This is a genomic window from Methanobacterium petrolearium (assembly GCF_017873625.1).
Lineage (GTDB): Archaea > Methanobacteriota > Methanobacteria > Methanobacteriales > Methanobacteriaceae > Methanobacterium > Methanobacterium petrolearium.
In genome coordinates, this window is record NZ_JAGGKL010000012.1 from 59,530 (window position 1) to 72,409 (window position 12,880).

The 12,880-nt window shown below is 38.3% G+C and carries 8 protein-coding genes; 6 read left to right on the forward strand and 2 right to left on the reverse strand.

Annotated elements, in window-relative coordinates; genetic code table 11:
• Nucleotides 1-141: 141 nt before the first annotated feature.
• Entirely contained in the window at nucleotides 142-3,855 is a 3,714-nt protein-coding gene (locus J2743_RS10660; protein WP_209627033.1) for a PAS domain S-box protein, read from the reverse strand.
• Between the two features lie 203 nt (nucleotides 3,856-4,058).
• Between J2743_RS10660 and J2743_RS10665 the strand changes: the two genes are divergently transcribed.
• From J2743_RS10665 to J2743_RS10690, 6 genes are all read left to right on the forward strand, one after another.
• Nucleotides 4,059-4,694, forward strand: coding sequence for a TetR/AcrR family transcriptional regulator (locus J2743_RS10665; protein WP_209627035.1), 636 nt, complete (start codon nucleotides 4,059-4,061; stop codon nucleotides 4,692-4,694).
• Nucleotides 4,695-4,728: 34 nt separating this feature from the next.
• Nucleotides 4,729-5,535, forward strand: coding sequence for a flavodoxin family protein (locus J2743_RS10670; RefSeq protein ID WP_209627038.1), 807 nt, complete (start codon nucleotides 4,729-4,731; stop codon nucleotides 5,533-5,535).
• A gap of 41 nt (nucleotides 5,536-5,576) precedes the next feature.
• Nucleotides 5,577-6,935: a polysaccharide pyruvyl transferase family protein gene (locus tag J2743_RS10675; RefSeq protein ID WP_209627039.1), complete on the forward strand. Its 1,359-nt coding sequence runs from the start codon at nucleotides 5,577-5,579 to the stop codon at nucleotides 6,933-6,935.
• Nucleotides 6,936-7,017: 82 nt separating this feature from the next.
• Complete coding sequence (locus J2743_RS10680; protein ID WP_209627041.1) at nucleotides 7,018-9,867, forward strand: AMP-binding protein; 2,850 nt, start codon at nucleotides 7,018-7,020, stop codon at nucleotides 9,865-9,867.
• A gap of 2 nt (nucleotides 9,868-9,869) precedes the next feature.
• Nucleotides 9,870-10,508 carry an L-2-amino-thiazoline-4-carboxylic acid hydrolase gene (locus tag J2743_RS10685; protein ID WP_209627043.1) on the forward strand — a complete coding sequence of 213 codons (639 nt, stop codon included), beginning with the start codon at nucleotides 9,870-9,872 and terminating at the stop codon, nucleotides 10,506-10,508.
• A 1-nt stretch (nucleotide 10,509) separates the two neighbouring features.
• Entirely contained in the window at nucleotides 10,510-11,814 is a 1,305-nt protein-coding gene (locus tag J2743_RS10690; protein WP_209627051.1) for a GMC family oxidoreductase N-terminal domain-containing protein, read from the forward strand.
• Between the two features lie 19 nt (nucleotides 11,815-11,833).
• Here J2743_RS10690 and J2743_RS10695 read toward each other — a convergent pair whose 3' ends face one another.
• Nucleotides 11,834-12,214, reverse strand: coding sequence for a PepSY domain-containing protein (locus tag J2743_RS10695; RefSeq protein ID WP_209627045.1), 381 nt, complete (start codon nucleotides 12,212-12,214; stop codon nucleotides 11,834-11,836).
• Nucleotides 12,215-12,880: the final 666 nt, after the last annotated feature.

Genomic DNA, 12,880 nt, shown 5'->3' on the forward strand with positions numbered 1-12,880 from the left:
CATGAGTGTTAAAATTTTAATTGTTAATTTAAATTATAATTCTGATTTTTAATAAATTCAATGCAAACAAAGAGATAGAAATTTCAAAGCTTGATAACGCTTAAAAATGATTTAAAACTAGAATAAATAAGTTAATTGCAATTAAATTCTATCTTTGTATTTTAACTCTTTAAATCGTATTTCAAATAACGTTCCATGATGTGTTTCCAGTGTCATTTCACCACCTAATTGATTCAACAAATTATTCACCAGTTGAAGGCCCAATGTTTCCGTATTTTTAAATTCAAATCCTTCAGGGAACCCCACACCATTATCCCCAACCGTTAAATGATATTGATCACCATTTTTCTTTAGATATACCCAAATTTTCCCCCTTCTTTCGTCTGGGAATCCGTATTTCAGACTATTGGAAACTAGTTCACTTACAATCAGACCTAATGGCACTGCAGTTTCCATATTTAATGTTATGCGCTCTACTTCCAGTATAGGTGTGATAACTCCCATTTCTACTGCATATGAATAAAATAAACCATTAACTAGACTTTCAATATATTCCGAGATCTCGATATGGACTAAATCTTCAGATTTGTAAAGTTTCTCATGAATAATGGCCATGGATTTAACCCGGTTCTGGCTCTCCATCAACACATTCACAGCTTCTTTATCATCAACATACTGTTTTTGAAGGTTTAAAAGGCTGGAGATGATCTGCATATTATTTTTAACCCGATGATGAATCTCCTGTAGCAAAACTTCTTTTTCCTTTAAAGAAGATTTGATCTTATCATCAGCCTCTTTACGACGGGTTATATCACTACATATCAACAGAATATATTCCACTTTACCATCAAGTTCAATGAAAGTTTGTTTAACTTCAATAAACCGAATTTCTCCATTAACATCATAAATTTTGGATTCAAAGGGAACTATTCCTTTACCTTTTGCCAACATCGGGAACCTTTTTATGTTTAACTGGAGTTCTTCTTCAGGAAAGATCCCCAAATCTGTGAAAGGTTTATCCACCAATTCATCCCTTGTCATGCCAGTGACATCCATTGCAGCTTGATTTACATCTGCTAAATGACCATCTAAATGTAAAAGAATGGTATAATCCGGATCAGATTCAAATAGGACCCTATATTTTTTCTCACTATCCCTTAAAGATTTTTCAATTTCTTTTCTGCCAGTTATGTCTCTTATTATAGATGTGAAGTAACATTCCCCATCAATTTCCCACTTAGTAAGGGACATTTCAAATGGAAACTCAGTACCATCTTTTTTCAGTCCGGTTGTTTCTGTGGTGCGCCCTACTAAGCTGTGTTCACCAGTTGTTCGGAATTTTCTAAGAATTTCTAGGAATTTTCTCCGGTACCTTTTGGGCATGAGTTTGGCTAGTTTGATGCCTTTTAATTCCTCCTGAGTATAACCAAACAGTTCTATTAAACTGTTGTTGAAGTACAGTATATTTCCATGGGCATCAGTAGTTATAATCCCATCAATAGCATTTTCAGCTAGAGCACGGAAACGTAAAACATTTTTTTCCAATGCTTTTTGAGTGTTTTTAAGATCTGTAATATCTACAGAAGACGCTAACCAGTTATTAGTCCCAGGAAGTTCAGCCACAGTTACAAACATAGTTAGGTTAATGCCATTTTTACCCATGAAAACTGCTTCATATCTATTTGGCACAGAATCTGGTTCTTTCAAACGCTGCTGGTGGTATTTCTTCATCATTTCCAAGTAATCAGGATGGACAAAATCCATCCAATTCATTTTACCTTCCACATCTTCACGCGAATAACCACTCATTCTTTCCCATTCGGAATTAACCATGAGAATGGTACCATCGTTCTTGAAAGCTATAAGTACAGTTCCACTATTTTCAAATAAAGCACGATATTTCCTTTCAGATATTGCTAAATCTTCTTCAATTAGCTTAAGTTCAGTTATATCCTGATTAACACCCCTAGTTCGAATTGTTTGGCCATTTTCGTCCTTAACAACCACAATACGAATCAACATAACCCTTTCTTTTCCATCGGGCCTGGTTATTCTGTGTTGAACCGTGCTGAAATATCCAGGATCATCGGTTTTTAGAGCCTTTGCAGTTTCTTCTGCCACTATTGGGGATTCATCAGGAGGAATGAAACGTTCAGTATATTTTTGGGAGGACATCTGGTAACCACCCTCCCTTTGCTTGTTGGTGCCATAAAGTGAGTAAAATTGGTCATTAAAAGTGAAAGTGTCTTTTTTAACGTCGTATTCCCAGTAAGCAAGATTTGCTATGTCCATTCCCATCTTTAAACGTTCTTCACTGTTTAAAAGTGTCTCTTCCACATTCTTCCGCACAGTCACATCTTCGAATACTGTGGCAAAGAACCCCTTAGCCGGTGAAAAGACAGATATACTGAAATATTTATTCATAGGTGCAAAATACGATTCAAATTTTTCAGGATCACCTGATTCAGCCACTCGCCCATAAATATCCAAATAAGGAGCTTTTTCAACCCCATATACATCAGAAGCCTTCTTCCCAATAACTTTTTGGCGTTGAATTCCCAAAATTGTTTCATATGCGGGGTTAACATCCAAAATCATGTAATCCACTGGAACGTGATCATCATCATAAATTATTTTATGCATGGCCAGCCCTTCATTCATAGAAGAATAAAGTGACCTGTAACTTTCCTCATTCTCATGTAAGGTTTTTTCTACCTTTATATGTTCTGAAACGTCTTCACTAAAGATTATGATGCCACCGATATTATCTGAAGATAAATACCATGGATGTACTTCCCATCTAACATATTGAACACTTCCATCAGCACGAACAAATTCATCCGCATCAGCACGCTCAATAGAACCAGCAAGAGCACGCTTATGAACTTCTTTCAGTTCGTCGGTAATCTCTGGGAAAACATCATAATGAGATTTGCCGACAAGTTCCTGCCCATGAAGGTTATAATCTTCAATCCAACGGTTACTAACCGCAATATATCTCATTTGCGTGTCAAACATGGCAATAGCAACAGGTGCACCATCAATAAAATGCCTAAATTCTTCATCATGTTTTTTCAAAGCTTTGTTAATTTTTTTTAACTCTTTTTCAGCTTTCTTACTACGAGTAATATCTCTGCCAACTCCCACTACAGCAATGACGTTTTGATCATCATCCAGCACTGCCTTATCTGACCAGGCCAGCCAGCGACATCCATCTTTAGTCATGACCCGTTGCTCATGATAACAAGTATAAGGGGGTTTGAAAACGCAACTAAAAGATTCTTTAGTTGTTTCAATGTCCTTTTCATGAACTAATGGCATGAATTTCGTACCTACTAATTCTTCTTCTGTTTTACCGAACATTTCACAGTAACTGGGACTTACAAAAAGTAATCGTCCTTCGGTATCTACTTTAACCACTAAATCTGTTTGACATTCTACCAGGAGACGGTATTTGGCTTCACTTTCTTTTAATTGTTTTTCCATCTTATTTTTGTAAAGTGCAAGTTCTATAGCATATTTAAGTTCAATGGGATCGTAAGGTTTTATAATATAACCATATGGCCCAGTTAATTTAGCTCTTTCAATTGTTGATTCTTCAGAATGAGCTGTTAAATAAATAACAGGAATATCTAATTTATTAATCTCTGAAACTGCTTCAATACCATTAATTTCTCCCTTTAAAATAATGTCCATTAAAATAAGATCTGGCATTAATTCTAATGCCTTTTCTACGGCCTCTTCACCTCGGGAAGCAACATATGGAACTTGATAACCGAAGGATTCTAAAGTTCGTTTTATATCCATTGCTTCTATGCTTTCATCCTCTACCAAAAGGATTTTAACCACAGACATAGCATTACTCCCCCTTTTTGTTATTGACCATAAAATTACTAAAAAAGAATTGTATGACATCATCAAATGGGCCATTTTATAGTTATTATTATCAGAGTTACAAACAATATAACTTGTTACGAACGAACGTTAGTTTTATATAGTATGAAGAGAACCTTATAACTATGAAACTAACGAACGTTAGTTAAAAATCAGGTGTATCCATGAAAAATTCAAGATCAGAGGAAGAAAAAAAACCCACCAAAGAGAGAATATTCGATGTTTCCCTTGATTTATTCTCTCAAAAAGGTTTTGATGCAGTTTCAGTACGTGAAATAGCAAGGGAGGTGGGGATAAGGGAAAGTTCCATTTACAACCATTACCACAATAAAGAAGCCATCCTGGATGCCATAATTGACTATTTTAAATCCGAACTTAACCAGAGTGGTTTACCAGAGGAAGAAGCTGATGCTTTGATGGAAAAGGGTCCTGAAGTGTTTTTCAAAGTGGGGGCAAAGGTGTATATTAACCAGATCAATACCCCCAAGATGGAAAAAATATGGCGTTTGGTTTCCATAGAAACCTACCACAACCAAAAAATAAGGGAATTTTTTAAAACGGAGTTACTGGAAGATGCCCTAACAGTATGGGAAAATGTTTTCCGGATCATGATAGAAAAAAAGATGATTAAACCTTTAAATCCTAGAACTCTGGCCTATGAATACTTTTCATTTATCATATTCCTGTTCTTTGAATATTTTGTACTGAAATATAATGATGATTTCAACTCATTCATGGATTTGGCCCTGGAAAGACTGGGTAACCATACAGAATTCCTTTTAAAAGCTATTGAAGTTTAATTAAAGATTGATATTATCATTTGAGGGGCAAAAAATGAAAATTTTAACCATTATTGGAAGTCCGCAGAAAAAGGGTAACAGTTACCAGGCTGCCAGAGAACTGGAAAAAAAGATGAAAAATAGAGGAAATTATGATTTTGAGTACATATTCCTTAAAGACATCAATCTGGAAATTTGTAGGGGGTGTTTTAATTGCATAGCCAAAGGAGGAGAGTTATGTCCCCTGAAGGATGATCGGGATATGATTGAGGAGAAGATGCAGGAAGCTGATGGTCTGGTGATGGTTTCCCCCGTATACGTGATGCAAGTGACCGCCTTTATGAAAAACTTCATAGACCGTTTAGCTTACCGCTGCCACCGTCCAATTTACCATGGAAAGAAAGCCATAACCCTATCCACCACTAGAGGTATGGGTTTGGATAAAACCCTGAAATATATGAAAGACATAACCGAAGTATGGGGATACGATGTGGTGGATGAATGTGGCCTTACAACTCCACCATTCCCCTATTCAGAGAAGTTGAAGAAAAAAAATCAAGATAAAATCGTGAAGTCAACTGAAAAATTTGATGAAGCTTTAAAATCAGCTGCTACCAGTAAACTGGAAGATACATCAGTGGGTGTCAACCGGTATTTGACTTTCAGGATTTTCAAAACCGTGTCAGAAGATGTTAAAAATTACATGCCTGCAGATTACCAGTTCTATAAAGACAAGCAATACTATCATCCTGCCAGGATCGGTATTTTCACCAAAATTGCAACCAGTATCATGGCAAAAGTGATATTTTTCATGATGCGGGACATGGGCCCGGTTGATGAAGAAAAGGAAAATAGAACGTGACCCCCAGCTGAAAGTAAAAATGGATAAGGAATGTGAAAATGATGATTAAAACTGATAAATCCCACCTTAAGGTGCTCCTGGTGGGATATAACGGTGCCAACAACACCGGATCCGAAGCCAGACTAATGGCCATAATAGAAGATGTAAGGCGTGTAATTGGATCTAACACCGAGATCACAGTTCCCACCTTAAATGAGGAGAATCTGCGCCGTTATCTGAAAGAAGATGAACATCTACATATTGCTCCCATTCCCTCTATTTTCTTTTTCGCCGTGGATAGGCTGGTTCGAGAACACGACCTAGTGTTACTGGTGGAAGGAAGCTGTTACATGGACACCTGGACGTCTGCACTTTTGTGGGCATTTTTGTGGGCCACTCATAGTGCTCACCGGCAAAAAAAGCCATGTGTGGCTTATGCAGTGGATGCAGGGGATTTGTCCAGATTCAACAGATGGTTAGTTGGAAGAGAAGCCAGTAAAACCGACCTGATCATCACCAGAACCAAATACGCTGCTGAGAGACTGGAAAAAATTGGAGTGACTGCTCCTATCACCTCGACTGCAGACTGTGCATTCACATTCCAGGAAGATCCTAATGATCATGATTTTCTTGAGAAAATATGGCCAGAAACTGCAGAGGATAAGGACCCTGCAGAGGATAAGGACCCTGCAGAGGATAAGGACCCTGCAGATAGTATGATTGGCCTGGCTGTGGTGGATTTTTCCCTATGGCCAGTGGTCATCCGACCCTGGGGACGAGAAGAAGACCTTTACAAGTGGCCTTATTATTTTTCCCGTTCAAAAGAAAGGAAAAAAATACATAAACAGCTGGTTGAAGGTTGGTCCAGGGAAGCCGACCGGATAATAGAAAAACACGGTAAAAAGGTTGCACTTATCTGTATGGAGGAACTGGACCAGCCCCTGGCTGAAGACATCCATCGTAAGATGATAAATAAGAGCAAATGTAAGATAATATCTTCTAAAAAGTATAACGCCTCCCAGATGACTTCAATGCTTTGTAAACTGGACTTGCTGGTCACTTCCCGCTACCATGCATCAGTGTTATCCCTTCGTTCATGTGTGCCTCAGATAGCAGTGGCCCATGATCCTCGTCTCACCTCACTCTACCAGGATTTCCACTTGTATCCAGACTACTTTATCTGCCACGATGCCCCTCATTTATGGCAAGATCTCACCAGGAAAGTGGATTTGCTTTTAGGAGATCCTGATTTACAAAGACCTCATCTGGAGAAAGGATTGCAGGAGCAGCTAAGTCTATCTGGAAAGAACCCAATCCTACTTCAGGAGTTCCTAAATAAAAAAAATGCTAAAAATCTAACATTGCCTGGAAGTTGCCTGGAAGTTTTAAATGAATCAAATTTGAATGACTGGACAAGTTAAAGGTTAAACCAATGACTGTAAAAATTGATTGAATGAATTCAAGATATAGAAATATTAATCAAATAAAGGGGAGGGGTAAAAAATGAAAAATAAAGTTCTAATCACCGGGGCAAATGGTTTTTTAGGAACCCAAATCATCCGTCAACTAATTTTTAACCCTCAAATAGAAATTATAGCCATGGTAAGAGCTAAAAATCAGGAAAATGCGATTAAACGCTTGAAAAGGGCCTGGTGGGATTGGCCAGAATTAACTGAAGCACTCCAAACCAGGATAAAAGTTTTACCCGGCGATATAACCCATAAAAATCTAAACTTATCTGATAATGATTATCAGTTCATGGTATCCAGCCTTACTCATATCATACACACTGTAGCCGACCTTCGTCTTCATGCACCTATGGAAGAACTCCGCCAAACTAACCTTCAGGGAACAAGTAACCTCATAAACTTAGCACAACAAGCAGTTCAAAAAGGAATATTTGAACGTTTTTCCCATGTATCCACAGCTTATGTGGCTGGAAAAAGGCAAGGAACCATACTTGAAGATGAATTGAATCATTGGCATGATAAAACTGATTTGAATGCATATAATTCTGATACACCTAATTATGACCGGCCAACATTCTGGAGTAACTACGAAGAAAGTAAATATGAAGCTGAAAAAGCAGTCCGTGAATCTGATCTACCTTACTCCATCTTCAGACCAGGAATGGTGGTTGGTAATTCTAAAACAGGAGAAATTAAAACTTTTAACACAGTATACTCCCTTTTAAAACTTTATTTAAATGGTAAACTGAGAGTTATTCCCACCAGTTCCTCTTTAACCTTGAACATGATTCCAGTAGATTACGTTACAGAAGCCATAAGCAGTTTAACCTTTAATGTTCAAGCACGGAATAAAACATTCCACCTGACTGCACCTCAACATTCGTTGCCCACCATCAAAAAACTTCTAGAAGCGGTGAAAAGATGGGCACTGGAAGAACTGGACATCAAACTCCCCCAACCAATCTTCATTCCTGTAGCACCATTGATCCAAAGGATATCCACCAAATCATCCCAGACCCGTAAACCAGGCATTTTAAATATTTTGTTCACTTTGGCCCCTTATCTGGATGAAAAACGCCAGTTCAGCCGGGAAAATGTTGAAAATCTTTTCAGACCATGTAATCTTAAATGGGAAGAATATCTACCACCATTACTTAAATATACAGTTTATCATGGTTTTTTCCATCGGTCCGAACGTACTGTACATGAACAAGTTTTATTCCGTCTTAAAGGCCGTAGTTATCCTGTGAAATATTATGACATAGTTGACAGTCACATCCAGGAAAAATCAGTAACCCAACTAGGTAATGATATTCTCAATGCCCATCAATCACTTAAAGAGTTAGGTATAAAACCAGGGGATCGGGTGGCTCTGGTGGGTTTAAACAGCACCCGTTACCTGACACTTGAAGTAGCCATAGGTCTTATTGGAGCAGTTAGCGTGCCATTATATTACACCAGCCCCCCTATGGAGATAAAAAATATTTTAAAGGCCAGTAAAGCCAAAATATTATTTATTGGAACCCCTCACCTTATGAAACGTTTGGATGAACTGGAAGTTTCAGAAGGAATGGATGAAGACTTACCTTTGATCTCATTCTGCAGGGAATCCCAACATATACCTGATGAAGTTTTATCCTGGGAAAGTTTCCTGCAAAAGGGGACAAAAAATTCGAAAACAAACATCAAAACAATCCAGTCCCCTGTTGATTTCGGTAGTTTGGCTACCATCCGTTACACCTCAGGCACCACCGGAAACCCCAAAGGAGTAACCTTCAACCACGAACATTTACGCTGGATGGCAGAAAGTATGGCATCTTTACCTCCTTGGAAGGACAAGAACAGCGAAGTGAGATATTTGTCATTTTTACCCATGAATCATGTGGTGGAGGGTATTCTTGGAACTTATTCACCATATTATGCTCCTGCACCTTTGAAAATCTACTTTTTAGAAGATTTCAAATATTTAAGCTCTGCATTACCCCAAGTAAGGCCTGCTGTCTTCTTTTCTGTTCCCAGATTCTATGAAAAACTATGGTCCCTGCTGAAAGAAACATTTCTGGGAAAGTACTACATCCACTCCCCTAAAGGAATCGTTAAAAAGGGTTTAAAACCTTTGTTACGCAAGTTTTTCCTTCGAAAATCTGGTCTTAACCGTTGCGCCCAGCTTATTGTGGGTTCAGCCACTTCCAGTCAGCAGTTAATCCATGATTACCATGATCTGGGAATAGAAATCCACAATGCTTACGGATTAACTGAAGCACCCCTAGTAACCCTTAACCGCAGGGGAAACAACATTATAGGAACAGTGGGCGAACCATTACCACAAACACATATCCAAATTGAAGAAGACAGTGAAGTTCTTGTTAGGGGCCCTCAAGTAACTCCTGGATATTTTGAATCTGATCTAAAACCACCCTTAAAAGGTAACTGGTTAAAAACCGGTGATCTGGGATTTTTAACTCAAGAAGGTAACTTGGTGATTACCGGGAGAAAGAAAGAATTAATAATCAATTCTTATGGAAAAAGCATAGACCCCCTCAATATTGAAGCATTGTTACGTGATGCTCCTGGAGTTTGTGAAGTGATGTTGGTGGGTGAAGGAAAACCTTATCTGAGTAGCCTTTTCTGGGTGGATGAAAATCACCACCCCCATGAGATATACAAATTCATCCAAGACATCAATCACCGTCTTTCCCATCCAGAACAGATTAAAAGGTGGGTTCTTCTTCCCAATGACATTTCTATTGATGGAGGAGAACTCACTGCCAATATGAAGCTGAAAAGAGACACTATAAACCAGCGTTATCAAGATGTGATAGATTCCCTTTACCAGCAAAAACCCCATCCACTTATTCTACATCAGGATCAACTGGAGGAATGATGATGGGCTTTAAATTAAGATTACTATCCGGATGGACTCCAAAATGGTTCCAAAAAAGATGTTTAGATGAATTAACATTTTCAACTGTTCACGGTCTCCAAGAATTGATCTTAAATGAAACTTCAGAATTTGAAAAACATCATCTGACAACATCAGAGCTGTCACAGTTAAAAACATCAAAGATTATTTTAAATGGAAATTTAAAGGAAAAACGGGAATATATGGCTGAAACACATAATAAATTGGTTGAAATTATGATCAAAACCATGGGAAGAGAAAAAGCTATTGCACTGGGACGTGAAGCCATGTTCAGTGCAGGATTATCCCTAGGACAGAAATTTAAGAAAATGCTGGGTGTGGAAGATAGTTTCAAAAAAGTGATTCTGGCAGCTAAAATTTTGTATAATGTGTTGGGAATAGAGTTTACTGTAATAGAAAGTGAAGAGGAGAGACTGATTATGGTTGTTCATCGCTGCTTTTTATCAGAATATTACACCCACGACACCTGCCTTGTTCTCAGTGCTGCTGATGAGGGTGTTGTGCATGGTTTAAATCCACGGATAAATATGAAATTCACAGAACGTATCACTGAAGGGGCACCTTGTTGCCTTGCATCAATCAATATGGAGGGAATTGACTAAAATGAAAGCCATAGTAGTTGGTAGTGGTGCTGGTGGTGCCACGATTGCCCGTAAATTACAATCCAACGGTTTTGAGGTTAATATACTGGAGGCAGGTTCTTTTTTCAAGCCTTTCACCCGAAATATTTCCTGGAGCGAACCTCTCAGACGTTGGGGGTTGCTGGGAGGTGAAGGTAATTTCAGGCATCTGTTTCCCCACATGAATATGTTTCGCTCTTCTGAGGATCTTTTGTTGGTTCGTGGAATTACTACAGGTGGATCAACGGTTTTATCGTGCGGAAACATAGTACGAACCCATCGTGGATTGGAAGAAATTGGACTAGATTTAACCCCGGAATTCCAAAAACTGGAAGGTGAAATACATCCGGAACCATTCCCGCAGGAGCGTTGGAGGCCATTGACCCGTGAAATGTGCCATGTTGCTGATGATATGGGTTTAAATCCTCAACCTACTCCCAAAGCTGTTGATCCCCGTTTGTGTGTTTCCTGCGGTTTATGTGAAGTGGGATGTCATCGGGGTGCTCGTTGGGACTCTCGAAGGTTCCTTAACGAAGCAACCTGTAAAGGGGCAACACTTCATACCAATTGCAAAGTAGAAAAAGTTATCCTGGAAGGAAATATCGTTAAGGGTGTTGAAATCAATCATCATGGTAAAAAAAATAGTTTGAAAGCTGATCTGGTGGTTCTGTCTGCAGGGGGGATTGGAACTCCTCAGATTCTTAGAAATTCGGGGCTGGAAGTTGAAAACAGGTTGTGGGCTGACATAGTCCTCACCCTTGGTGGTGTTGCCCCTGGAGCCCGACAACTGGAAGAACCACCCATGGTGTGGTACAGTGAGCATGAAAATTATATATTATCTCCTTATCTTGATATTCTGTCCCATTTTTTTCATAAACCCTGGAGGAAAGTCTCAGTGAAGGATCGGGTGGGTTTAATGATTAAACTGGCAGACACTGAAAAGGGATCTGTTTATGATGATGGTAGAGTTGAAAAACATCTTACCAAACATGATGATGAACATTTTGATGAAGCACTTAACCTGGCAAAGGAAGTTATGATTGGTGCTGGTGTGTCTGAACCATTAATCAAGGGAATGTATAATGGAGGCCACCTAGGTGGAACTGTACCTCTGAAAAAAGAAGATGTGCCCTTGATGAGGCCTTCATGGATGCCTGATGGTTTGTGGGTTGCTGATCTTTCATTGGTTCCCCGTTCCCAGGGAATGCCTACCATTTTACTTACAGCAGCTCTGGCTTTGAGGGTTGCTCATGAAATAATCCATCAATATGAAAAAAGTTTGAGATAATTGAAGGTAAAAATAATGCCTATACAGAAACCCCTCCCGCGCCACCCATATTTTCCCCGGTCATGGCGTTTATATCTATTTCACCTACATTAGTTCCGTTTATAACCACCGGGACTATGTAAACCATTTCACCATCAATTTCCTCCAGTTTTGGTATTCCTACTGTAGCCCCCACTTCTTTTATGTATTTTTCAGCTATTTGCTGGGCTTCTGTTGAAGTTATTTTAACATTATCAGTACTGTCAGTAATGGTTGTATTGTCACTATTGTCTGTGGAGATGATTTCTTCGGGTGGATTGTTTTCCGAGCTTCCGAAAACAGCCAGTGCTAGTGCTACCACAGCTAGTACTGTTAACATCACTCCCACTAGCGCCAGTATCCTTGTTGATTTTTTAATCATCATTTTCCCCCTATTATTTAATCACGAGGCTTATAAAAAGCATTTAAACTAACATTCTAAACTGTTATGGTGATCTAGCACATGCTAGAACAATAGAATTATCACGAAAAAATCTGAAGTTTCGATTGATTTTGCCGCCTCCGTGTCCTTAACATCTTTTTTTGGGATCATCAGATGTTAAGAGACAACTAAATTGATCAGCCATCATACTATATAAATATTTTGATGGTATTATCCTGAAAAAATTGTTTATAAATCTTTTTTTCTGATTTAAAGGAATCATTAAAGGTTTTAGAAAGTCGATTTTTAGTGAATGGTGTTGGTTTCTTTTTAAAACCAATCCACCCCTATTATGAAGTATTTATAAAAAATATAGCCTTTCTGAATGATTGAAGAAAGTTTACTCCTCCTTAAATCGTTACATGTTAGGGTAGTATAATTTAATACTTTAACGAAAAGCTCATTTGACTAAAAAAGAAATATTATGGACAGTTATAGAGTGATATTGTTAATAATTCCCCCATATCTCTGGATTATTTTTTAAAGGGAGGTAACAAAAAAATAAACACTGGAGAATTTCGATTATCTGTTAGATCTTTGGATATTTAAATTTTTTATTGGATTGAATTCATGGTTTAAACTGTTTAATTTGGCAAATACATATAT